This window comes from Hymenobacter puniceus (genome assembly GCF_014333525.1).
GTDB lineage: Bacteria > Bacteroidota > Bacteroidia > Cytophagales > Hymenobacteraceae > Hymenobacter.
Window position 1 is genome coordinate 80259 of the sequence record NZ_JACSCX010000001.1, and the last position, 22755, is coordinate 103013.

19 protein-coding genes are annotated in these 22755 nt (G+C 62.5%); 13 read left to right on the plus strand and 6 right to left on the minus strand.

The features are described 5' to 3' along the window. Positions 1-204 precede the first annotated feature (204 nt). Positions 205-1410, minus strand: a complete 1206-nt coding sequence (locus H8B14_RS00340; protein WP_187313653.1) for a helix-turn-helix domain-containing protein — start codon at positions 1408-1410, stop codon at positions 205-207. A gap of 126 nt (positions 1411-1536) precedes the next feature. Between H8B14_RS00340 and H8B14_RS00345 the strand changes: the two genes are divergently transcribed. The 4 genes from H8B14_RS00345 (at position 1537) to H8B14_RS00360 (ending at position 6202) form a co-directional block, all read left to right on the plus strand. Further along, a complete protein-coding gene (locus tag H8B14_RS00345) occupies positions 1537-2403 on the plus strand; it encodes an AraC family transcriptional regulator (protein ID WP_187313654.1) in 867 nt (288 codons plus the stop codon). A gap of 117 nt (positions 2404-2520) precedes the next feature. Then, complete coding sequence (locus tag H8B14_RS00350) at positions 2521-2937, plus strand: DUF983 domain-containing protein (protein WP_261989829.1); 417 nt, start codon at positions 2521-2523, stop codon at positions 2935-2937. 46 nt (positions 2938-2983) lie between these two features. Then, entirely contained in the window at positions 2984-4441 is a 1458-nt protein-coding gene (locus H8B14_RS00355; protein ID WP_187313655.1) for an alpha-amylase family glycosyl hydrolase, read from the plus strand. A 408-nt stretch (positions 4442-4849) separates the two neighbouring features. Further along, on the plus strand, positions 4850-6202 hold the full coding sequence (locus tag H8B14_RS00360; RefSeq protein ID WP_187313656.1) for an alpha-amylase family glycosyl hydrolase: 1353 nt from the start codon (positions 4850-4852) through the stop codon (positions 6200-6202). A gap of 125 nt (positions 6203-6327) precedes the next feature. Here the strand turns inward: H8B14_RS00360 and H8B14_RS00365 are convergent, their stop codons facing one another. From H8B14_RS00365 to H8B14_RS00375, 3 genes are all read right to left on the minus strand, one after another. Continuing rightward, positions 6328-7893, minus strand: coding sequence for an N-acyl-D-amino-acid deacylase family protein (locus H8B14_RS00365; RefSeq protein ID WP_187313657.1), 1566 nt, complete (start codon positions 7891-7893; stop codon positions 6328-6330). A gap of 124 nt (positions 7894-8017) precedes the next feature. Further along, positions 8018-8830, minus strand: a complete 813-nt coding sequence (gene blaOXA, locus H8B14_RS00370) for a class D beta-lactamase (RefSeq protein ID WP_187313658.1) — start codon at positions 8828-8830, stop codon at positions 8018-8020. 31 nt (positions 8831-8861) lie between these two features. Further along, a complete protein-coding gene (locus H8B14_RS00375) occupies positions 8862-9440 on the minus strand; it encodes a YdeI/OmpD-associated family protein (RefSeq protein WP_187313659.1) in 579 nt (192 codons plus the stop codon). Positions 9441-9557: 117 nt separating this feature from the next. Between H8B14_RS00375 and H8B14_RS00380 the strand changes: the two genes are divergently transcribed. The 6 genes from H8B14_RS00380 (at position 9558) to gloA2 (ending at position 16299) form a co-directional block, all read left to right on the plus strand. Then, complete coding sequence (locus H8B14_RS00380) at positions 9558-10517, plus strand: aldo/keto reductase (RefSeq protein ID WP_187313660.1); 960 nt, start codon at positions 9558-9560, stop codon at positions 10515-10517. A 421-nt stretch (positions 10518-10938) separates the two neighbouring features. Beyond that, entirely contained in the window at positions 10939-12207 is a 1269-nt protein-coding gene (locus H8B14_RS00385) for a sugar MFS transporter (protein WP_187313661.1), read from the plus strand. Between the two features lie 266 nt (positions 12208-12473). Continuing rightward, complete coding sequence (locus H8B14_RS00390) at positions 12474-14441, plus strand: sialate O-acetylesterase (protein ID WP_187313662.1); 1968 nt, start codon at positions 12474-12476, stop codon at positions 14439-14441. 143 nt (positions 14442-14584) lie between these two features. Beyond that, positions 14585-15070 (plus strand): GNAT family N-acetyltransferase, encoded by a 486-nt coding sequence (locus H8B14_RS00395; RefSeq protein WP_187313663.1) that lies wholly within the window; start codon positions 14585-14587, stop codon positions 15068-15070. An 83-nt stretch (positions 15071-15153) separates the two neighbouring features. After that, the gene (locus tag H8B14_RS00400) at positions 15154-15870 is read left to right on the plus strand and encodes a DUF421 domain-containing protein (RefSeq protein WP_187313664.1); all 717 of its coding nucleotides are present in this window, start codon (positions 15154-15156) and stop codon (positions 15868-15870) included. Positions 15871-15906: 36 nt separating this feature from the next. After that, positions 15907-16299, plus strand: a complete 393-nt coding sequence (gloA2, locus tag H8B14_RS00405) for an SMU1112c/YaeR family gloxylase I-like metalloprotein (protein ID WP_187313665.1) — start codon at positions 15907-15909, stop codon at positions 16297-16299. Positions 16300-16342: 43 nt separating this feature from the next. On the opposite strand, the gene H8B14_RS00410 is transcribed toward gloA2, so the two are convergent. Beyond that, complete coding sequence (locus H8B14_RS00410; protein WP_187313666.1) at positions 16343-17083, minus strand: hypothetical protein; 741 nt, start codon at positions 17081-17083, stop codon at positions 16343-16345. 163 nt (positions 17084-17246) lie between these two features. Between H8B14_RS00410 and serA the strand changes: the two genes are divergently transcribed. Together serA and H8B14_RS00420 are read left to right on the plus strand one after the other, a co-directional pair. Next, a complete protein-coding gene (serA, locus tag H8B14_RS00415; protein ID WP_187313667.1) occupies positions 17247-19148 on the plus strand; it encodes a phosphoglycerate dehydrogenase in 1902 nt (633 codons plus the stop codon). A 10-nt stretch (positions 19149-19158) separates the two neighbouring features. After that, a complete protein-coding gene (locus H8B14_RS00420; RefSeq protein WP_187313668.1) occupies positions 19159-19443 on the plus strand; it encodes a hypothetical protein in 285 nt (94 codons plus the stop codon). 11 nt (positions 19444-19454) lie between these two features. Here H8B14_RS00420 and H8B14_RS00425 read toward each other — a convergent pair whose 3' ends face one another. Continuing rightward, the gene (locus H8B14_RS00425) at positions 19455-20804 is read right to left on the minus strand and encodes a D-alanyl-D-alanine carboxypeptidase/D-alanyl-D-alanine-endopeptidase (protein ID WP_187313669.1); all 1350 of its coding nucleotides are present in this window, start codon (positions 20802-20804) and stop codon (positions 19455-19457) included. A 213-nt stretch (positions 20805-21017) separates the two neighbouring features. Here H8B14_RS00425 and H8B14_RS00430 point away from each other — a divergent pair, with 213 nt between their 5' ends. Next, positions 21018-22664 carry a CTP synthase gene (locus H8B14_RS00430; RefSeq protein ID WP_187313670.1) on the plus strand — a complete coding sequence of 549 codons (1647 nt, stop codon included), beginning with the start codon at positions 21018-21020 and terminating at the stop codon, positions 22662-22664. Positions 22665-22755: the final 91 nt, after the last annotated feature.

The following is a 22755-nucleotide window of genomic DNA, read 5'->3' on the forward strand; positions in this document are numbered from 1 at the left end:
GCCCCGAATCCGGCCACGGGACGCCCCGAATCATGATATGGGCGCTATTGAGTAGCTGAGTAGTGGCGTAACTGAGTAGTAGCGCGAACTTTGCAGTTCGCGTCTCCGCGCCGTTAAAATCGTTGAAATGGCGTGGGGGCGCGAACTGCAAAGTTCGCGCTACTGCTGCGCTTGAGTACCCGCCTACACTACTCAGCTACTCCATTACTCAGCTACTCGATAGTCGCGCGGCGCTACGCCGGTGAACTGTTTGAAGATGCGGTTGAAGGTGGTTTTGGAGTTGAAGCCGCTTTCGAACGCAATGCCCAGCAGCGTGAGGCGCTGGGCATCCGGGGTGGCGAGGCGGCGCTTCACCTCGGCCACGCGGTAGCCGTTCACCACGTCGTTGAAGCTCTGGCCGAAGCCGTTGTTAACCGTAAACGAAATCAGGCGCGGCGCCAAACCAGTGTGCGCCGACAGCTCAGCCAGCGTGAGCGTGGGGTTCAGGTACAGGCGCTCATCTTCCAGCGCCTGCCGGATGCGCGCCACCACGCCCGCATCTGCCACCGGCGCGGCCGGAGTTTCGGGAGATGCTTCCGAAGTCGGCGTGGAGTCCGACGCTGGGAAGGTTTGCGGTAACGTGGCGGCAGCGGGTTGCGCCGCAGAAACCGGCAGCGTCGTTGGCTCCTCACCCGCCAGCTCCGGCTCGAAACGGACGGCGCGCATATCGGCCTGGCGAAGGCCCACTACCCCTACCAAAAACACCACCACACCCAGCAGCTCGGTGGAATAGTCGTGGGTGTAGTACAATCCGAAGAACTCGCGCAGCACCACTTCCAGCAGCCATTGCGCACTCACCACGCCCACCAGCACCAGCAGCACCCGCAACCACTGCAGCCGCAGCTTCGACACTTCCGAAAAATTATCGGGCAGCCAGCGGCGGTACTGCTGCAGCAGCCGCAAGCTCAGCCCCAGATACACGGTGAGCGAAACCCAGGTGCCGATAAACTCCACCCGGTAGGTGTACGGCTCGTGCACGGTTTCCCAAAACCACAGGCGCGTGCGGTACGGCTGCAGCCGCAGCCACCAGTAGAGGCCCGCCTGCAGCAACACCGGCAGAAAGTGCCACAACTGCCGCCGCTGCAGTTGAAAATCGTGGTTAACGAGGCTGCGCACGTAGAAATACAGCAGCGGCCCGAAAGCAAACGAGTAGTAGATGGGCGCGAAATACCAGTTGGCGTTTTGCCCATAGATGTTGGCTACCCGAAAAAACCCGTCGAGCATCCAGAGCGCAATAGCCAGCATGAGCAGGGCCAGAAAGCGGTTGGGCAGACGGTTGGCGGGCGCCAGCCACAGCAGCCCGGCCGCAAATACGGCCTGCGCCACCACGGCCAGCAGCACCACTACAAGCGGCGTAAACGGTATCTGCATACGGGCAAAGGAAAACCCGGCAACCTGGCCGGGCCACCAAAATAGCCGTTTCTTGGTAGTATTGAGCGTAGAACGCAGGGCCATTGACGCCCGACTAGAACTGTATCTGCCACTTCAGCCCCGCCCATGTCTCTTCCGGTTCTTACGCTGCAGTCGTTTCCGCAGGGCCCGGCGCGGCGGCCGTGGTACCTGGAACGGCTGGAGCGGCACGTGGCCAACTTCCCCGGCGTCAGCCAGGCTCACGCCCACGACTTCTACCTGCTGCTCTACGTCACGCACGGCCACGGCACCCACACCATCGACTTGGTGAGCTACCCGCTGGCGCCGGGCAGCGTGTTTTTCATGACCCCAGGCCAAGTGCACCACTGGCAGCTTTCCGACGATGCGCAGGGCTACGTGGTGCTGTTCGAGGCCGACTTCTACCTGTTCCGCTACCCCGGCGAGCGGCTGTTCGAGTACCCGTTCTTCGACCACCGCCACGCCCCGGCCCTGCAGCTGCCGCCCACCGAAACCGAGCTGCTGCCGCTACTGCTGCGCATGTGGCAGGAAGCCGCCACGCCCGCCCCGCACCAAGATGAGGTGGTGCGCTCCTACCTGCATTTGTGCCTGGAACTGGCCGCCCGCCACTACCCACCGGAGGCGCCCGGAGCTTCGATTTTCGACGAGCCCCGCCACGCCCAGCAGCTGCTCCGGCAGTTCGGAAGCTTGCTTAATCAGCATTTCCGGGCGCAGCGCGAGGTGCAGCACTACGCCGATTTGCTGCACGTGTCGCCGAACCACCTCAACGCGCTGTGCCGCCGCCACCTGGGCAAAACCGCCAGCGCGCTGGTGCAGGAGCGGGTGCTGCTGGAAGCGCGCCGCCTGCTGCTCCACACGCCCGCCACCGTCAGCCAAGTAGCTGATGCGCTGGGCTTCGAGGATGCGTCGTATTTCGGGCGCTACTTCCGCCGCCACACCGGCCGCTCACCCGAAGCCTTCCGCCAGTTAGCCTGAGCGCCTGCTTATGTTGCCAGCCGCGTTGATTTGTACCGGATCTGCCCGCAGATGGGCCTTCCCGCGCCGTCCTGCGTAAGGTAATTTTGTATCCGAAGCTTACCTGCTCAAGTTGCCATGTCCACTCCTGCCACTCCCGCTACCGACCACGATTCCACTTTGCTGGCCATGGTGCAGCAGCGCTGCCCCCGGTGCCACCAGGGCCCGCTGTTCACGCACCCAGCCCTCAGCACCAAGTTCATGAGCATGCCCACCCAGTGCCCGGTGTGCAGCCAGGCCTACGAGCCCGAGCCCGGTTTCTACTGGGGCGCCATGTACATCAGCTTCGTATTTTCGACTGGCATCATGCTGGTGATTGGCTTTGCGGTGTATTTCCTACTCGACGACCCCGACACTTGGGTGTACATCGTCTGCGTGGCCGTTGTGTCGTTGCTGTTCACGCCGCTGTCGTTGCGCTACTCCCGCACCCTGATGCTGTATCTGTTTGGCGGCATCCAATACCGGCCCGACAAAGTCCGCACCAACGCCCGCTAAACCGGCCTTTCCAGGCGGAGCATGCTGAAAAGTGGTACTTTTCGGCATGCTCCGTTTCTTTACCCCTGGCCTGCTGGCGCTGAGTTTGCTGGCCGGCTGCCGCCCCAAGCAGCCCACTCTCGACACCACGCCCAACGCCTGCTCCCCCGACGCCCCGGCCGCCTACACCGTCCGCCACCCCGCCTGGGCTGATTCTGCTAGCATCTACGAGGTCAATATCCGGCAATACACGCCGGAAGGCACGTTTCGGGCCTTTGAAAAGCACTTGCCGCGCCTGGATAGCATGGGCGTGGGTATACTGTGGCTGATGCCGGTGCAGCCCATCGGCCAGCAAAACCGCAAAGGCACGCTGGGCAGCCAATATTCCATCCGGGATTACCAAGCCGTCAACCCCGAGTTTGGGACGCTCGAAGATCTGCGCCACCTCAACCAGGAAGCCCACAAGCGCGGCATGCACGTCATTCTGGACTGGGTGGCCAACCACACCAGCTGGGACAGCCAGTTGGCGCAGCAGCACCCCGACTGGTTCACGAAAAGCGCCAGCGACCAGTTTGTGCCGCCCGTAGCTGACTGGCAGGACGTCATCGATCTGGATTACGGCAAGCCCGAACTGCGCCGCTACATGCAGCAAAGCATGGTGTTCTGGCTGCGCGAAGCTGGTTTCGATGGCTACCGCTGCGACGTGGCTGGCCTCGTACCTACCGATTTCTGGAATGAAACCCGGCCGCTGCTGGAGCAGGTGAAGCCTGTGTTTATGCTGGCCGAATGGGACGAGCTACACGCCCCGCCCTTCCTCAAAAAAGGCGAGTTCAGCCCGAATACCAAGCTACTGGAAAAGGCCTTCGACGCCACCTACGGCCTGCGCCTGCGCTACCTGCTCGACAGCATCAGCCGCAAGCAGCAGCCCACCGCCGCCCTCGACAAGTACTTCCGGGTGGAGCGCGCCAAATACCCGGCCAGCAGCTACCTGATGTACTTCACCAGCAGCCACGACATCAACAGCTGGGACGGCACCGAGTACGAGCGGCTCGGTTCCGGTGCCCTGCCCCAGGCCGTGCTGACGGCCCTGCTGCCCGGCATTCCGATGGTGTATTCCGGCCAGGAAGCGGCCCTGAAAAAGCGGCTGCGCTTCTTCGATAAGGACACTATTGCTTGGAACGGCTATCCGCTACAGGATTTCTACACCAAGCTGCTGCAGCTGAAAAAGCGCCACCCGGCCCTGCGCAACGGCGACCCGTGCAGCGAGTTTGAACGCATAGAAAACAGCAGCTCCGAGGTCTACAGCTTCATCAGGCGCCGCGGCGAGGCCGCTGTACTGACGGCCGTGAACCTCGGCAAGCAGCCCCACGAAGTGCGCCCCACTACACTGGGTCCAGGCATCTATCGGGAGCTGTTCAGCGGGCAGGTGCTCAAGCTGGGCTCAGGCTCGAAGCTGCTCATCCCGGCCCACGGCTACCGCGTGTATGTGCGCCTCCCCGATTTGCCCCGTAACGGATTGTGGTAAACGGCGCGCACGTTTCCCAGGGCTGAAGCCCTAGGCTAGGCAGCGGCTCGAACGGGCGGTTGTACAGCCTACACTTTGGGGTAGCCGCGTGGCGGCGGCAGGTTCGCCAGCAGAATCTGTCGCCGCCACGCGGCTTTTATACTTGCGGGCACTGTTCAGACTACATACCCACCGCCGCTCCGCGGCTGTTCCGCAATCAGGGTACGTCACCCTGCATAGCCCCGGGCTTTAGCCCTGGGACACCCGTACCGTCTTATAATACCTGCGCCGCCTGCACAACGCGGCAATACTCGTCTGGCTCCCCCCTCTCCACGGGATAATGCGCGTCAAGCATTTGCGGGGCCGGGGGGTGAGGCGCCCGCCCGAACGACTTTTGCGTACACGGCCTTTCCACCACTGCCGTAGCCCGTGCCCGATTCTGCTGTTCACCCTGATGCCCACTTGTTCCAGGTTCGCCACCCGGAGTGGGCCGCCAATGCCACCATCTACGAAGTAAACCTGCGCAATTTTACCCCGGAAGGCACTTTCCGGGCTTTTGCCGAGCACTTGCCGCGGCTGGCGGCCATGGGCGTGAGCATCGTGTGGCTGATGCCGATTCACCCGATTGGCGCGGTGGAGCGCAAGGGCACGCTGGGCAGCCAGTACGCCGTGCAGGACTATTTCGGGGTGAACCCGGAGTTCGGGACGCTTGATGATCTGCGCTACCTGGTGCAAGCGGCCCACGCCCTGGGTTTGCGCGTGCTGCTCGACTGGGTGGCCAACCACACCAGCTGGGACAACCCGCTGGTGCAGCAGCATCCCGACTGGTACCAGCACGACGAGCACGGCCGCCTCGTGCCGCCCGTTCCCTACTGGACCGACGTGGTAGCTTTCGACTACGCCCAGCCCGGCCTGCGCCGCTACATGACCGACGCGCTGCTGTACTGGCTGCGCGAAGCCGACATCGACGGCTACCGCTGCGACGTGGCTGGCCTCGTACCCACCGATTTCTGGGACGAAGCGCGCCTGGAGCTGGACGAAGTGAAGCCGGTGTTTATGCTGGCAGAATGGGATGAGCTGTACCCCAGCGGCGGCCTCACCTGGGAGCAGTTCAACTCCGACACCAAGCTGCTGGAGCGGGCCTTCAACATGAGCTTCGGCCTGCGCCTGCACTACCTGCTCGACCACATTGCCGAAGGCAAGGCGCCATTAGCGGACATCGACGAATATCTGGCCGCCGAGCGGGCCAAATACCCGCCTTCAGTGTATTTGATGCACTTCACCAGCAACCACGACGTGAACAGCTGGGACGGTACCGAGTACGAGCGGCTGGGTGCGCTGGCATTGCCGTTTGCCTTACTCACGGTGCTGCTGCCCGGCATGCCGCTGCTCTACACCGGCCAGGAAGCCGCCGTCAACCGCCGCCTGCTGTTCTTTGACCGCGACACTATCGACTGGAGTGAGCTGCCATTGGAAAGCTTCTACACCAAGCTGCTGCAGCTCAAGTGCCGTCACCCGGCCCTGCGCAACGGCGACGTGCTCAGCCGCTTCCGCCGCCTGCCCGGCCCCGCCAGCCTCTATGGCTTCCTGCGCGAAAAAGATGGCGCGGCCGTACTCTGCGTCATCAATATTTCCAAAGAATCCACGCCGCTCCAGCTCCCCGCCGAAGCCGCTGGCACCTGGCTGGACGTATTCAGCCAAGTGCAACTGACGCTAGAGGAAGGCGCTACGCTGACCGTGCAGGGCCACGGCTGGCGCGTGCTGGAACGGCAGTTCGCCTGAGCTATCCGTCTGTCATCCTGAGCGGAGCGAAGGACCTTGTAACGCGTGAACGAACCGTCAGTAAGTTGGTCGTTCATGCGTGATAAGGTCCTTCGCTATGCTCAGGATGACAGACTGTTTTGGGGCTACTTGCGCAGCACCTGGCCGCTGCGGGCACCGGTGTGTCGGCCTTCTCGCACGGTAAGGCGGCCGTTTACCAGCACGTACTTCATACCCACCGAGTACTGATGCGGCTGCTCGAAGGTAGAGCGGTCCTGCACGGTGGCGGGGTCGAACACCACGATATCCGCCATGAGGCCGGGACGGAGCAGGCCACGATCCTGGAAGCCGAAGGTTTGGGCGGGCAAGCTGGTCATGCGCCGGATGGCTTCTTCCAGCGTCAGTACGTGCAGCTCGCGCACGTAGTGGCCCAGCACGCGGGCGTTGGAGCCGTAGCCGCGCGGGTGCGGCACCCCCTCCTGCCACACCCGGATGCTGGCGTCGGAGGCAACCATATTCTGCGGGTAGCGCATGATGTTCTGCACGTCAGTTTCGCTCATGCCGTGAAACACCATGCCGGCGTCGTGCTGCAGCACCAAATTCAGCACGGTTGCGGCTTCAGCGCGGGCGTTGTGCGGGCGGCCGCGGCGCTGATTTATCTGCTCGATGCTGAGGCCGTTGTAGCTGGTATCGGGCGGAAAGCTGGCCACCACGGCGTAGCTGAAGTGCTTGAGCTTGCGGGTTTTCAGGCGCCGCACCAAGCTGGCCTCCACAGCGCGGCGCACCGCCGGCCGGGCCAGGCGGGCGCGCAGTGAGTCGCGGCCGTCGGCCTGCACGGCGTCGGGCAGCAGGGTGCTGAGGCTGGTGGAGCTGGCCGTGTACGGATACTGGTCGATGGTGACGGCCTGGCCACTTTGCCGAGCCGTTTCGATGAGGCTGAGCAGGTTTTCGGTGCGGCCCCAGTTCTGCTGGCCGCCCAGCTTGAGGTGCGAAATCTGCACCGGCAGGTTGGCCTCGCGGCCGATGCGCAGGGCTTCCGTGATGGAGAAAGTCACGCTGTCGGTTTCGTTGCGCATGTGGGTGGCGTAGAGGCCGCCGGCCCGCCCCGCCACCCGCGCCAGCCGCACCAGCTCCGGCGTGCGCGAATAGGTGCCGGGAATGTAAATCAGCCCCGACGACAACCCCACCGCCCCGGCCTGCATGGCACTGTCTACCAGCACCTCCATGCGCGCCAGCTCCGTTTCCGAAGGCGCCCGCCGTGCCCGGCCCATTACAGCCTTGCGCACTGTGCCGTGCCCAATGAGGGAGGCCACATTTACGGAAAGCCGCGCGCTGTCGAGCGAGTGAAAGTAGCGGCGCAGATCGGGCCGCGACGAGCCACAGTTGCCAGTCACAACGGTAGTTACGCCGTCGTAGAGGAAGTTGTCGGCAGTGGGCTGGCGCATTTCGTCGTCTTCGATGTGGGTGTGCACGTCGATGAAGCCGGGCGCTACGGCCAGGCCTTGGGCATCCAGCACGGTATCGGCGGGGTAACTGGCCGGCAGACGGCCCACGGCTACAATCCGGCCACCGCGCACGGCCACATCCCCCAGGGTCCAGGTGTTGCCGGTACCGTCGTAGAGGCGGCCGTTGCGGATGAGGATGTCGGCTTTCGGTGGCAGCTGAGCCAGAACGGTTTGCGTGAGCAGCAGAAACAGGAGGGTGAGGCGCATACCGCGAATGTAGCGCGAAGCGGCGGCTTCGCATACCTGTCGGACAGCAACATAACGACCGGTGTCAGCAACCACACTCGAAGCAAAACCTTTGCGCTGTAACGCAGACGTCAGGTTCGCATAGCTACAACCACTGCAGCTCCCGCAGAATAGCTTCCGTCACGGCGCGGCGGCTGGCCAGAAACCGTGCGTCGTTGACTGGCCCGGACTGTGGCTCCACGTTGAGGGCGAAAAAGGCGCGGCGGCCATCGGCGCGCTCCACCCAGCCCACTAGCCAGCCGTTGTCGGGGTTGGTAGCGGAGCGGAAGCGCCAGCCGGTTTTGCCGTATAGCGTATATTCTGGCGTCTTTTTCAGGATCAGCAACTGCTTCACGGCGCGCTGATGGCGCTTTTCCACGGGCAGGGTTTCGGCCTGCAGGCGACGCAGAAACGCCACCTGCTCGAACTGCGAAATGCGCGACTCACCGTCCAGCCAAAAGGTGTCGAGGGTAGTAGGCGCCACAGCCATGCGGCCGTAGCGCAGCCGCGGCAGCCACTGCTGGTATTGTTTCACGCCGATGCGCCGCGCCAGCTGCTGGTAGCACGGCACACACGACACGCGCAGGGCGCGAGCATAAGTCATGTCCTCATTCCACTGCGGAAAGCTGCGCTTCTGGCCGTCCCAGCGGCAAATGGTGGCCGTGTCGGGCAAGGCGCCAGTCTGCAGGCCGATTAGGGTGTTGGGAATCTTGAAGGTGGAGGCTGGCAGAAACTGCTGGCGGCACCGCGCCAGCTGATGCGCCACATACTGCCCGGCTGCTTCATCATACAGCAGAAACGAGCCCTGCACGCCGTACTGGCTGAACTGCGCCTGAAAGTCGCGCTCCTGTATGTTGGGTGCAGCCGGCGCGGCGGCCACCAGCCACACACTCAGCAGAAACAGATAGAGTTGGTGCATGCGGCGAAGGTAGGGGCTGCACGGATGCCGGTTAGTTTATCCGCTCGTTGCGGGCCGCTTTTTCCACGATGCGCGCAATGCGCTGCTGGCGCGTCTCGGGGCGTTTGGCGGCGGCCAGCTGCTGCAGAATAGCCTTGCGGGCACTGGGCGGGAAGGCCGCAAAGTTCTGGTACGCGGCTTCGTTTTCAGCAAAGGCAGCGGCCAGATCGGGCGGCAGCACGAGGGCATCTACGGCATCAAGGGCCGTCCAGCTGCCATCCTGTTGGGCCGCTTCAATTTTGGCTAGTCCGGCCGGGTGCAGCAACTTTGCCGCTAGTAGCGCCGCCACGCGCTGCTTGTTCAGCGCCGACCACACGCTGCCCGGCTTGCGCGGCGAAAAATACAGCTGGTAACAGACGTCGTCTACCTTGCGGGGCAGCGAATCTATCCAGCCAAAACACAGCGCTTCCTCCACGGCTTCGGCGTAGTTGAGGTAGCCGGGGCCGTTGGCTTTTTTGTAGAGTGTGAGCCAGATACCGGTGGGCTGAGCGTAGTGGGCTGCCAGCCAGGCCCGCCACGCCAGGCGGGTTACGGGGTCCAGAACGGGGAGTGTATCGAGTGCACGAGCCATACTTCGAAGATACGCGGGCCGCAACCATCGGCCGCAACCCACAGTTACAACAGCTGGCATAGCGCATTGGGCAAGCCTCATCACTCCATCCCCTCATCACTCCATCACTAAAAAAATATGCAACACCGTGAACTGGGCCGCTCCGGCCTGCAGCTGGCCCCGCTTGTGCTGGGCGGCAACGTCTTCGGCTGGACCGCCGACGAAGCCGCATCTTTTCGCGTACTCGACGCCTTCGTGGCCGGCGGCGGCAACGCCATTGACACGGCCAACGTGTACTCGGCGTGGGCGCCCGGCCACCAGGGCGGCGAGTCGGAAACCGTTATCGGCAAGTGGCTGCAGCAGCGCGGCCGCCGCGACGACGTACTCATCTTCACGAAAGTGGGCATGCAGATGGGTGACGGCTCGAAAGGCTTGGCAAAAGACTACATCCGCCGCTCAGTGGAAGCCTCGCTGCAGCGCCTGCAAACCGACTACATCGACCTGTACCAAAGCCACCAGGACGATGAAACGCTGCCCGTGACGGAGCCGCTGGAAGCCTACGCTGAGCTTATCAAAGAAGGCAAAGTGCGCGCCATTGGGGCCAGCAATTTCTCGGCCAGCCGCCTGCGCGAGGCCCTGGAGGCCAGCACCCGGCACGGCCTGCCCCGCTACGAAAGCCTGCAGCCCGAGTACAACCTCTACGAGCGGGCCAAGCTGGAAACCGACCTGCTGCCGCTTACGCAAGCCGAGCACGTAGGCGTGATTCCGTACTTCGGGCTGGCCTCGGGATTCCTCACGGGCAAGTACCGCACCGAGGCCGACCTTTCGAAAAGCATCCGCGGCAGCAGTATCGGCCCTAAATACCTCAACGACCGGGGCCGCAGCATCCTGGCCGCCCTCGACGCCGTGGTGGCCCACCACGCCGGCGCCACGCCCGCCCAGGTAGCTTTGGCCTGGATTATGGCCCGCCCCGGCCTCACCGCGCCCATTGCCAGCGCCACCACCGCCGAGCAGCTGCAGGAACTACTCGGCGCCACGGCCCTAAAGTTAAGCCCAGACGATATGCGCGGGCTAAACGAGGCCAGCGCCTGGCAGTAGTGAGTAGTTGGTAGTGAACAGACAGTGCAGGAGTGAGCTAAGTGGCTGGTAGATGCCAGTAGCGCGAACTTTGTAGTTCGCGTCTCCGCGCCGTTGCACCCATCCGAACGGCGCAGTAGCGCGAACTACAAAGTTCGCGCTACTGACCTCTGCCAGCCCGGCTGCTACTGCAGCATTCCGACAACAGCAACGCCGGTAATCCTATCCTTCCAATTCGGCTAACGGCCTGCTGCCTCCCCGGAGGCGACGGGCCGTTTTGCTGGCGGGGTTTCTGAACAAACGGCCGGCTGCCATCGGGGCACAGGCAGGAGCCGGTGGGTGGTTTTTTGCAGTGGTAGCGTAGGATTGCCTATTTTTCCCCCGCTTATTCTTTCCACTGCTGTTTTCGCACCTATCGGCACCCACTCTCCCCGGTTTTTCTATGGCTGCTCCCATCACTTCCTCCTTTCCTACCCCCACCGACACGCCGCCCGGCCAGGAAGCCCCGCGCTATACCTCGGCGCTGGCCTCGCTCACCGTGCTGTTTTTCATGATGGGGTTTATTACCTGCCTGAACGACATCCTGATTCCGTATCTGAAGGCCATTTTCAACCTGTCCTACACGCAGGCCAACTTCATTAACCTGTGCTTTTTCGGGGCCTACTTCGTGATGGGCATTCCGGCGGGCAAGGCCGTGGAACGGCTGGGCTACAAGGGTGGCATGCTGCTGGGCTTTGTGGTGGCTGCCATCGGTGCTTTCCTGTTTTACCCCGCCGCCGAAAGCCGCTCCTACGGCCTGTTTCTGGGTGCGCTGTTTGTGCTGGCGACGGGCGTGGTGCTGCTGCAGGTAGCCGGCAACCCCTATGTGGCCATTCTGGGCCCGGCTAAATCAGCCCCGGCCCGCCTCACGCTCACGCAGGCCTTCAACTCGCTGGGCACTACCATTGCGCCCTTGCTGGGCTCGGCTCTCATCCTGTCCAACCTGCCCGATCTTGATACGGCCACCTCTGCCGCCGCTATTGATGTGCGCGCCGTGCAGATGCCGTATCTGGCCATTGGCGGAGTATTGCTTGTGATTAGTGCGCTGCTGTTCCTGCTCAAACTACCGGTTATCAAGCACGCCCAAACGGAGGACGTACCTGGCCGCCGCGCCTGGCACTACCGCCACTTGGTGCTAGGCATGGTGGGCATTTTCGCCTACGTGGGTGGCGAAGTGGCCATCGGCTCGCACATCGTGAGCTACCTGCACCTGCCCGACGTGATGGGCCTGCCCCCCAAATCGGCTGGTGATATGGTGACGTATTATTGGGGTGGCGCCATGGTGGGCCGCTTCCTGGGTGCCTATCTGCTCAACAAGTTCAACCCCGGCCGCCTGCTGGCCTTCAATGCTTTGGGGGCCGTGCTGCTGGTGCTGATTTCGGTGAGCACCACCGGCGAAATTGCCATGTGGAGTTTGCTGCTCGTGGGCTTGATGAACTCTATCATGTTTGCTACCATCTTCACGCTGGCCGTGGCCGGCCTGGGCCGCCACACCGAGGAAGCCTCCGGGCTGCTGAACGTAGCCATTGTGGGCGGCGCTGTGGTGCCCCTGCTGTTCGGGCTGGTAGCCGATGCCAGCACGCTGCGCTGGGCCTTTATCCTGCCCGTGCTGTGCTACGCCTACATCCTGTGGTACGGCATCTCGGGCCACAAAACCCAGGAGGCGGCGTAACACCTCTCGCATTTTTTTAGCGTATGCGCTCCGGGTTGGTGGCTTATAAAAGCTGCCGGCCCGGAGCGTTTTGTTCTGCAGCTCTCCAGTCCGACTTTGAAGGCGTACGACCGGTTTCCGTGCAGGCCGTGCGTACAAATCCGGACTGAAAACGGCTGGCACAAAGCACCTCCGCAACAGCCACGCTCTTCCTTCAGCACGCGGCAACCAGCCGGACGCCTTTAAAATCGAAACCGGTTTTGTGTTCATTTCTTTTAGCGATTATCATGTCTTTTCGTCCGTTTCCACTGCTTTTTTCCGCTTTATTGACGCTCCTGGCGCTGTCAACTCAGGCGGCGGTGCGGCTGCCGCGGCTGGTGGGTTCGCACATGGTGCTGCAGCGCAACGTGCCGCTGCCGCTCTGGGGCTGGGCCGAGCCGGGCGAAGTGGTGCGCGTAGCGTTCCGGACAACACAGGCCCAGGCTACTGCCGGCTCCGATGGCCGCTGGAGCGTCACGCTGCCCGCGCAGGCGGCGGGCGGGCCGTTCGAGCTGACCGTGCAGGCCTCCAACACCCTGCGCCTCACCGATGTACTGGTGGGCGACGTCTGGCTGGCCTCGGGGCAGTCGAATATGGAGTGGACGCTACGCAACGCCGCCAACGGCCCCGCCGCCACGGCCGCCGCCCGCTTCCCCAATCTGCGGCTGTTTGCGGTGCCCAACCGCGCCGAGCTTCGCCCGCAAACCGAGCTGGCCGGCGGCGAGTGGCAGCCCTGCACCCCTGAGTCGGCCGCCGAGTTTTCGGCGGTGGCCTACTACTTCGGGCGCGACCTGCTGCAGCGCTACAACGTGCCCGTGGGCTTGATTGCGGCCGACTGGGGCGGGACCGTGGCCGAGGCCTGGGTTAGCGCCGAAGCCCTGCAGCAGCTCCCCGACTTTCGGGCTTCGGTGGCGGCGCTGCAACAGCAGAACAGCTCGTTTGCCGAGCAGGAAGCTGCATATCTGGCCCGCCTGAATGCCTGGCAGCAAAGCCCCGCCGGCCAGGACCAGGGCCTGCTGCCCGGCCAGCTATCCTGGGCTGCCCCCGCCCTTGCCATCACCGACTGGCCTACCATGCCGCTGCCCAACTACTGGGAAAACGTGGTGCCCGCCCTGCGCGACTTCGACGGCATTATCTGGCTGCGGCGCGACCTGACGCTGCCCGCCACCGCCGCTGGCCAGCCGCTCACGCTCACGCTGGCCAAAGTCGATGATGAGGACAGCACTTTTTTCAACGGTGTAGCCATCGGGGGCACGCACGGCTACGACAAGCTGCGGCGCTACACGGTGCCGGCCGAACTGGTGCGCCCCGGCCGCAACGTGCTGGCGGTGCGCGTCACCGACCACGGCGGCGGCGGTGGCCTCTGGGGCCAGCCCGCGGATATGTCGGCGGTGGTGGGCGGCCGCACGGTGCCGCTGGCAGGCGCTTGGCACTACCAGCTCGGCCAGGACCCCACTTCCCGGCCTGCCAACCCGCTGGCTGGCGGCCCCAACAATGCGCCCACCGCCCTCTTCAACGGCATGATTGCGCCGTTGCTGCCGTTTGCGCTACGCGGCGTTATCTGGTATCAGGGGGAAAGCAACGCCGACCGCGCCACGCAGTACCGCACACTGTTTCCGGCCCTGATTCAGGACTGGCGCCAGCGCTGGCAGCAGCCAGACTTGCCATTTCTGTTTGTGCAACTGGCCGCCTACCAGCCCGATCCGGCCGGCCCCGCTACCTCGGCCTGGGCCGAGCTACGTGAGGCCCAGCGCTATGTAAGCCGCACGGTGCCGCGCACGGCCATGGCCGTTGCCCTGGATTTAGGCGACATCAACGACATTCACCCCCTCAACAAGCGCGACGTTGGCCGGCGGCTGGCGCTGGCCGCCCGGCGGCTGACCTATGGCGAAACCACCCTGGTAGCGTCAGGTCCTACTGTGGCGGGCGTCATGCCGGGCCGCAACAACCTGACCGTACGCTTTAACAACGCCGGTAGCGGGCTGGTATTGAAACCAGCTGCCACCGCAGGAGCGGGCCGCAGCAGCTTCGCCATTGCCGGCCCCGACCGGCGTTTCGTGTGGGCCACAGCCGAAGTACAGGGCACTAGTGTGGTGCTACGGGCCGCAAGTGTGCCCAACCCGGTAGCCGTGCGCTATGCCTGGGGCAACAGCCGGCCCGCCACGCTTTTCAACAAGCAGGGCCTGCCGGCGCCGCCTTTCAGGTCTGGCGAGTAGCTTCCACTGATTGCACAACCTGAACAGGAAACATTCGCCGGATAGTTGGTTTATAGGCCCGATACCGTAAACTCGTTCTTCTGGTGCTTATGGCCGGGCTGATTTTTCAGGCCCTCGCTGCAAGCCGTTGTTCTGCTTTCTTCATGCACATTCGTCTCGCTACGCCCGCCGACCTCGACTCGCTGTTTTCACTCTGGTGCCAGCTCATGGACCAACACCAGGCCTACCACCCCATTTTCGGGTATCACACAGCCGCAGCATTCCGGTTGAAGCAAGGCTTGCGGGGCCGGATACAGGAACCACACACCCGTATTTTTGTAGCCGACACCGATACCCACAAGGTGGTGGGCTTACTCTTGGCTACCTACCAGACGGGCAGTAGCGGCATGCATTATTTCCGGCGCGGCTACATTGCCGAAACCATTGTGGCGGCAGAGCACCGGGGGCAGGGCATCGGGCGGGCGCTGGTGGCGGCTGCCAAGTCGTGGCTGATTTCGCAAGGTGCCGACCATCTGGAGCTGCAGGTAGCCGTGCAAAATCAGACGGCGCTACGGTTCTGGCAGGCGCAGGGCTTCGGCGTCACCACGCAGCATCTGATGCTACCCCTGCAGCCCCCACCTGTTGCCTGAGTGCCAAAAGCCTAACTGTTGAGATACGAGTTGCGTTAGGACTGATAGCTGCCGGGCATCTCCCCGATAGCCTTCGCCTGCTTATGCTTTTTTCAGCTGTCCCCATCGAGCCTTTTGACTGGCACCGAATTTTCTGGTCGGAAGACGCGCCTCCTCTATTCTTACTGGAAATAGCATTTCGCTGCATCCTTACCTACACTTTCACGCTCGCAGTGCTACGGGTTACGGGGCGGCGCGGAGTCAAGCAATTATCGTTGTTTGAGTTGAGCATCGTGCTGGCTCTGGGCTCGGCCTCCGGCGACGCCATGTTCTACGACGATGTGCCGCTGATGCATGTAGGAGTGGTGTTTGCTGCCGTAGCCGTTATGTATGTAGGGTTCAACCGTCTCACGGAGCGGCTGCCTCGCTTTTCAGATTGGCTGGAAGGCGCGCCGGTGTTGCTGGTAGAGGAAGGCGAAGTGAACATGCCCAACTTTGGCAAGCAGCGCCTCAACCAGAAAGAGCTGTTCGGGGAACTGCGCCGGCAACAAGTCGAGCATCTGGGCCAGGTGCGGCGCGTGTACATTGAAGCCACCGGTGAGATGAGCGTGTACTTCTTCGATGATGCGGATGTGCGCCCCGGCCTGCCCATCTGGCCGGAACACAAAGAACAGAAACGCCGCCGCGTAGAAGAGGCTGGCCAGCATGCCTGCTCCTGTTGTGGCCATGTGCAGCACCTGCCCCGTGGCGGCACTGCTATCTGCGCAGCCTGTCAGAACAACGAATGGATTCCGGCGTGTGATGCGCACCGCGTAGCGTAGAAGAGGCTGGCGCGCATACCTTCTTACTTTGCGCCTATGCTTCCCCTACTTCACGTCCACCATATTGCCATCATTGCGGCCAACTATGTCCGCTCCAAGCACTTCTACACCGAGGTACTAGGGCTGCGCGTCATCCGGGAAGTGTACCGCGAGGCCCGACAGTCGTGGAAGCTGGATCTAGCTTTGGGCGAGCAATACATTATCGAGCTGTTTTCTTTTCCCAATCCGCCCCGCCGCCTCACCCAGCCCGAAGCCACCGGCCTGCGCCACCTGGCCTTTGCCGTGTCGAATATCGAGGCAACCGTGCGCCACCTCAGCACCCACGGCATAATTTCGGAGCCCATTCGGGTAGACGAGTTTACAGGCCGCCGCTTCACCTTCATCGAGGACCCTGATGGACTACCGCTGGAGTTTTATGAGGAGGCGTAAGCCGTAATCTTTAAGAATAGGGAGGCCACGCAAGCGCTGTAAATCAGGAGCCGGTCAGCCGATACGACAAACCTACGCGCAGCATCTGGTAGCGCAAATCATCATATACCTCGTCAATTGCGGGTTGGTAGTTGGTCAAGCCATAAGAATACCCCACTGAGAGTCCAGCCCGCTGATAGTAGGCTGTTAAGTTCAGCCGGGCCCGCACGTCGTGGGTCGGATGCGCCCGGTCAAGGCTCGTGGTGTACGTGGTGCCGTACTCCGACTTTGCCCGGCTGTCCTCGTGGCTCCGGAACAGGAACGCAACTTCGGGTCCTGCCGTCAGGTCGAAAGCTAGTGGAGCGTGCCGGAACCGGTACCCCACAAACGGGTGCACATTTCCGGCCTGACTGTTTATAATCGTCTTGCCATCAGCGCTTGCTCCGGCATCACTCTGGTCAAACACCAGAAATACCCGCGCCCGGCTACGCAGCATTTCGTAACCAGCCTGCACGCCCCATATGGCTTTCCCCTTCGTTACACGCTGTAACTGGGCCGCGCCGCCGTAGGTTAGCGCGGCTTTCCGGCCGTATGCGCTGGCGGAGTAAGGCACATCCCGGGTGGTGCGGAGATACACATAGTCATCCATGCCATCATCGGGCACCAATATGGCAGTGCTTTCGATGGCCCCCGGACCCCGGAAAGCCCCCAAGCCAGAAGTAAGATGCAGCGAAAACTCTGTGCTTTGTGCAAAGCTGGCCGAAGCCAGGAATACGCCCACTAAACCGAGTACTAAATGTTTCATAGGGTCCAGGAATACTATTGGCTGCCCGTGCGGCCTTATTGCTTTTATGAGTCAATAGCCCGCGGAAACGTTGCACGCGGCGGCGGTTTTCGGGTTCTACTCGTAGAACGGCCCGGCTCCGGTGATTGGCCCATTGCCCGCCGCCCCCTACCTTGCCCCCATCATGCCTGATAGCACCACACCGCTTCCGTACCTTATCATTGATTTCGACAGCACGTTTACCCAGGTGGAAGGCCTGGACGAGCTGGCTGATATTGCCCTTACCGGCCAACCCAACCGCCAGGAAGTGGTGGCCGCCATCCGCGCCCTCACCGACCGGGGCATGAGTGGGGAACTGAAGTTTTCGGAGTCGCTCAGGGAGCGGCTGGCCCTGCTGCCGGCCCGGCGCGAGCATATTGCGCTGTTAGTGGAGCGGCTCAAGGGCAAGGTGTCGGAGAGCATCCGGCGCAACCGGGGCTTCTTCGAGCAGTTTCCGGGCCGGGTGTACATTGTGAGCAGCGGCTTCCGCGAATTTATTGAGCCGGTGGTGGCCGAGTTCGGCATCACCCCGGAATTCGTGCTGGCCAACACCTTCATCTTCGACGCCGAGGGCCGCATTACGGGCTTCGACACCACTAACGTGCTCAGCCAGGACGGCGGCAAAATACTGCAGCTGCGCCAGCTCGATTTGCACGGCCCCGTCTACGCCCTCGGCGACGGCTACACCGACTACCAGATCCGGGAAGCCGGCCTGGCCGACCGGTTCTACGCCTTCACCGAAAACGTAACCCGCGACGCCGTGGTGGCCCGCGCCGATGAAGTGCTGCCCAGTTTCGACGAATTTCTCTACCAGAACAAGCTCCCGATGACCCTCTCCTACCCCAAGAACCGCATCAAAGTCCTGCTCCTCGAAAACCCCGACCCGCGCGCCGCCGCGCTGTTCCGCCAGGAAGGCTACCAGGTAGACACCGTGCCCGGCGGCCTCGACGAAGACGAGCTGGCCGCCCGCATCGAGGGCGTGAGCATCCTGGGCATCCGCAGCAAAACGCAGGTGACGGCCAAGGTGCTGGAAGCCGCCAACCGCCTGATGGCCGTGGGCGCGTTCTGCATCGGCACCAACCAGATTGACCTGGTGGGCTGTATGCAGAAGGGCGTGCCGGTGTTCAACGCTCCGTTCAGCAACACCCGCTCGGTGGTGGAGCTGGCCCTGGGCGAAATCATCATGCTGGCCCGCCGCATCCCCGAAAAGAACCCCAAAATGCACCGCGGCGAGTGGGATAAATCGGCTGGCGGTTCGTTTGAAATCCGGGGCAAAAAGCTGGGCATCGTGGGCTACGGCAACATCGGAAGTCAGCTGTCGGTAGTGGCCGAGGCCATCGGCATGCAGGTGCTCTACTACGATGTGGCCGAAAAGCTGCAGCTGGGCAACGCCGTGAAGTGCCGCACCCTCGACGAACTGCTGCAGCAGGCCGACATCGTGACGCTGCACGTGGACGGCCGACAGGAAAACACCCACCTGTTTGGGGCCGACGAGTTTGCCCGCATGAAGCCCGGCGCGCTGTTTCTCAACAACGCCCGCGGCCATGTGGTGGACGTGCCGGCGCTGGCCGCCGTGCTCCGCTCGGGCCACCTAGGCGGGGCCGCAGTGGATGTGTTTCCGTACGAGCCCAAAACCAACCAGGAAAGCTTTGAAAGCGAGCTGCGCGGCCTGCCCAACGTACTGCTCACGCCCCACATCGGGGGCAGCACGGCCGAGGCCCAGCGCAACATTGCCGAGTTTGTGCCCGAGCGGATTATGCAGTACGTGAACACCGGCAACACCCAGCAGAGCGTCAATTTCCCCAATATTCAGCTGCCCGAGCAGCAGGCCCACCGTCTGATTCACATTCACCACAACGTGCCCGGCGTGCTGGCGAGCATCAATAACGTACTGGCCGCGCACCACGTCAACATCCTGGGCCAGTACCTGAAAACCAACGAGCACATCGGCTACGTCATCACCGACATCGACAAGCAGTATGAGCCGGAAGTCATCCAGGCTCTGCGCGAGGTGGAGCACACGATTAAGTTTCGGGTGCTGTATTAATCACCTTTCCATGTCGATTCGCAACCTGACTTCCCGCCAGCTTTTCACTGTCCTTTTATATGGCACCGGTGGGTTCTATCTACCTCTTTCACTACTGTTAGGCATTTTTTCGCTGTTGGGCGTAGTTCCGGCCCGATTAAATGAGCAGGACTACTACGGACTGCAAGGCATTGCTATCTACCTGCTATTTGCGCCTCTCATCGTTTTTATTCTCACGCTCACCACCTGGATTTTTGTTGCTCCCGGCTGGAAGCTGGCTCGAATTGTATGGACAAAAGTGGCGGCAGCTGAATAGCATTTCAACGTTTACAGCCGCTCCCGCACCTGCCCCAGAATACGCTCCATTTCGGCACGCACGGAGGCGTCGTCGCCGGGCATGTTGTTATTCAGGAAGCTAAAAGCCACCAACCGGCCGGACTTCGTGCGCAGGTAGCCTACCAGGTTGTGGTTGTTGGTGAGCGTGCCGGTTTTGCCCCACAGCCACGGGCGGCCCGCCACCGGGCGGTAGCGGCGGCGCAATGTGCCCTGGCCGCCGCCCGCCGCCAGCAAACTCAGCAGACGCGCTTCGGGCACTTCCTGATGCAGCTTGAGCAGCAGGCCAGTCATGGTACGAGGCGTGACGAGGTTGAGGCGCGAGAGGCCGGAACCGTCTATCCAGCGGGGCGTGTCGGGCAGTTCGGCCAGAAACAGCTTCTGCATCACCCGAATCGGCCGGCGCGTACTCAGCGAGTCGGGGCCGAGGCGGCTGGAACACAGCAGCAGCAGCTGCTCGGCCAGAAAATTGTCGCTCACCCGCAGCAAACGCCGGTACAGCGAATCCACGGGCAGGCCGTGTACCACGCGTACACTGTCTTGCGGCAGCACCTGGAACGGCACTACCCCGACGGGGCGGCGCAGCGTGTCCTGCAGCAGCTGCTGGAGCAAGGCCGTACTGGTCCGAAATGGGGTTTCGTCTACCCAGTTTTTCGAGGCCGGGAATACGGAGAAGCGGTTTTCCAGCTCCATGCGGCGCACATGGTCGTCGTCGGGGTTGGGCGTGCCGGCTGGGGCAGCCTGCGTGAGCGGGGCGAAGAAACGGGGGTAGATGCGCGGCATAGCGCGGCCAGCGGTGCCGTAGAAGCGCACGGTGTGGCCGTACACCGGAAACGCGCCCCGCTCGGGCTGGTAATAGTAGTTGTAGTCGTCCCAGGTCCAGCCGGGGCCGTAGGGCGCTACGCTGGGAATGGCGGCGTAGAACAGCTTTTCGGGGCGGCTTTGCAGAAATGTGAGCACGCGGCGGCTGGGTACGTCGCCGTGCAGCAGCGTCGGGTCGCCGGTGCCCCAGAAAATCAGGCTGTCACTGCGCACCACGTAGCGCAGGCCGGGCACCGAATCCGACAGCATGTGCAGGCCGGCGTACACGCTGAACAGCTTCATCACGCTGGCCGGCGTGAAATATTTGTCGGCATTCAACTCATACAGCTTCTCGCCCGTGGTAGCATCTGCCAAGCTCACGCCTACGTGGTGCTGGCGCAGCACCGGCGAAGTGATTACCAAGGCCTCCAACCAAGCTGGGTTGGCTTGGCGGCGCGCAGGCACTGAAGGAGCAGATTGAGCGAAAACACCAAGCGGCAGCAGTAGCAGCCCGGCCAGCAAACGAAATACAGATACGGACATAGGCCCGCAAGATGCGCACGGAAATCAGCAGAACGGCTGCCGCCCGGCCACCTTTTTCCTGCCGACTGGCTGAACACAGTCTTTGCACTCCTTCGACGCAGCCAAGTGCGTGCAAAGACCGTGGTTTTATACTTTTTGTCTTTGCCGTTACCCCAAAATAAACATCCTGCAACCCCGCTGGCCCGGTCGAATCTGCTAACTTTGTTTCCCGTTATGCCAGACCGAACCCCTACCCCCACGGCTGCAACGGCCAAGTACATTTTCGTCACCGGTGGAGTGACTTCCTCGCTGGGCAAAGGCATCATCTCGGCCTCGCTGGCCAAGCTGTTGCAGGCCCGCGGCTTCCGGGTCACCATCCAGAAGTTCGACCCCTACATCAACATCGACCCCGGTACGCTCAACCCCTACGAGCACGGCGAATGTTATGTCACCGACGACGGCGCCGAAACTGACCTCGACCTGGGCCACTACGAGCGGTTTCTGAACGTGCCCACTTCGCAGGCCAACAACGTCACCACCGGCCGCATCTACGACCACGTCATCACGAAGGAGCGCGAGGGCGCCTACCTCGGCAAGACGGTGCAGGTAGTACCGCACATCACCGACGAAATCAAGCGGCGCATGCTGCTGCTGGGCCAGACCGGGCAGTTCGACGTGGTGATTACTGAAATCGGGGGCTCGATTGGCGATATCGAGAGCCTGCCCTTCGTGGAATCGGTGCGGCAGCTGCGCTGGGACTTGCCTGAGAATAGCTCCCTCGTGATTCACCTCACGCTGCTACCCTACCTGAAGGCGGCCGGCGAGTTGAAAACCAAGCCCACCCAGCACTCGGTGCGCGATTTGCGTAGCGCCGGCCTGCAGCCCGACATTCTGGTGTGTCGCTCCGAATACCCGATTCCGGCCGAGATGCGCCGCAAAATCGCGCTGTTCTGCAACGTCAACATCAACTCCGTTATCGAAAGCCTCGACGCTGACAGCATCTACTCGGTGCCGCTGCTGATGCTGAAAGAGCACCTCGACGAGCGGGTTATCAAGAAGCTGAAGCTGCAGGGCGGCGCGGCCACTCCCGACCTCGACGTGTGGAAGGAGTTTCTGGGCCGGCTGAAAAATCCCACCGAAGAAGTGACCATCGCACTGGTAGGCAAGTACGTGGAGCTGCCCGACGCTTACAAATCCATCATCGAGGCCTTCGTGCACGCCGGCGCCCAAAACGAGTGCAAAGTGACCGTGCGCAGCATCCAGTCAGACCACCTCAGCGCCGAAAACGTGGCCCAGCAGCTGCACGGCGTAGATGGCGTGCTGGTAGCGCCGGGCTTCGGCGAGCGGGGTTTCGAGGGCAAGATTGCGGCCGTAAAGTACGTGCGCGAAAACAACATCCCGTTCTTCGGCATCTGTTTGGGCATGCAGGTAGCAGTGGTGGAATTCGGCCGTAATGTATTAGGGCTGAAGGACGCATCTTCGACCGAGATGGACGCGCAGACGCCGCACCCTGTCATTGCCATGATGGAGGAGCAGAAAAACGTGACCCTGAAAGGCGGCACCATGCGCCTGGGCGCCTATGACTGCGAGTTGCGCCGCAACTCCAAAGCTGCCAAAGCCTACGGCCGCAACCATATCAGCGAGCGGCACCGCCACCGCTACGAGTTCAACAACGCCTACCTCAAGCAGTACGAAGCCGCCGGCATGATTCCGTCGGGCCTCAACCCCGACACCGGCCTGGTGGAAGTGGTGGAGCTGGCTGGTAGCCACCCGTGGTTTGTAGCCGGGCAGTTTCACCCCGAGCTGAAAAGCACCGTTCAGAACCCGCATCCGCTGTTTGTGCGCTTCGTGAAGGCCGCTATTCAGTATCGGAAAGGGTAGTCAGCGAAACAAGTCCGCCTGTCATCCTGAGCGGAGCGAAGGACCTGATCAGGTTGGAACGGCAAGCGTAACAACTGCTCGTTCTAACCTG

What these genes read in the sequence shown, in the direction of transcription:
- gloA2 (WP_187313665.1), top strand. Translation starts at nt 15,907, where the DNA reads ATGCTTCCCCTACTTCACGTCCACCATATTGCCATCATTGCGGCCAAC.
- H8B14_RS00350 (WP_261989829.1), top strand. Translation starts at nt 2,521, where the DNA reads ATGTCCACTCCTGCCACTCCCGCTACCGACCACGATTCCACTTTGCTG.
- H8B14_RS00355 (WP_187313655.1), top strand. Translation starts at nt 2,984, where the DNA reads ATGCTCCGTTTCTTTACCCCTGGCCTGCTGGCGCTGAGTTTGCTGGCC.
- H8B14_RS00430 (WP_187313670.1), top strand. Translation starts at nt 21,018, where the DNA reads ATGCCAGACCGAACCCCTACCCCCACGGCTGCAACGGCCAAGTACATT.
- H8B14_RS00385 (WP_187313661.1), top strand. Translation starts at nt 10,939, where the DNA reads ATGGCTGCTCCCATCACTTCCTCCTTTCCTACCCCCACCGACACGCCG.
- blaOXA (WP_187313658.1), bottom strand. Translation starts at nt 8,830, where the DNA reads ATGCACCAACTCTATCTGTTTCTGCTGAGTGTGTGGCTGGTGGCCGCC.
- H8B14_RS00390 (WP_187313662.1), top strand. Translation starts at nt 12,474, where the DNA reads ATGTCTTTTCGTCCGTTTCCACTGCTTTTTTCCGCTTTATTGACGCTC.
- H8B14_RS00425 (WP_187313669.1), bottom strand. Translation starts at nt 20,804, where the DNA reads ATGTCCGTATCTGTATTTCGTTTGCTGGCCGGGCTGCTACTGCTGCCG.
- H8B14_RS00400 (WP_187313664.1), top strand. Translation starts at nt 15,154, where the DNA reads ATGCTTTTTTCAGCTGTCCCCATCGAGCCTTTTGACTGGCACCGAATT.
- H8B14_RS00420 (WP_187313668.1), top strand. Translation starts at nt 19,159, where the DNA reads ATGTCGATTCGCAACCTGACTTCCCGCCAGCTTTTCACTGTCCTTTTA.
- serA (WP_187313667.1), top strand. Translation starts at nt 17,247, where the DNA reads ATGCCTGATAGCACCACACCGCTTCCGTACCTTATCATTGATTTCGAC.
- H8B14_RS00380 (WP_187313660.1), top strand. Translation starts at nt 9,558, where the DNA reads ATGCAACACCGTGAACTGGGCCGCTCCGGCCTGCAGCTGGCCCCGCTT.
- H8B14_RS00365 (WP_187313657.1), bottom strand. Translation starts at nt 7,893, where the DNA reads ATGCGCCTCACCCTCCTGTTTCTGCTGCTCACGCAAACCGTTCTGGCT.
- H8B14_RS00395 (WP_187313663.1), top strand. Translation starts at nt 14,585, where the DNA reads ATGCACATTCGTCTCGCTACGCCCGCCGACCTCGACTCGCTGTTTTCA.
- H8B14_RS00410 (WP_187313666.1), bottom strand. Translation starts at nt 17,083, where the DNA reads ATGAAACATTTAGTACTCGGTTTAGTGGGCGTATTCCTGGCTTCGGCC.
- H8B14_RS00375 (WP_187313659.1), bottom strand. Translation starts at nt 9,440, where the DNA reads ATGGCTCGTGCACTCGATACACTCCCCGTTCTGGACCCCGTAACCCGC.
- H8B14_RS00340 (WP_187313653.1), bottom strand. Translation starts at nt 1,410, where the DNA reads ATGCAGATACCGTTTACGCCGCTTGTAGTGGTGCTGCTGGCCGTGGTG.
- H8B14_RS00345 (WP_187313654.1), top strand. Translation starts at nt 1,537, where the DNA reads ATGTCTCTTCCGGTTCTTACGCTGCAGTCGTTTCCGCAGGGCCCGGCG.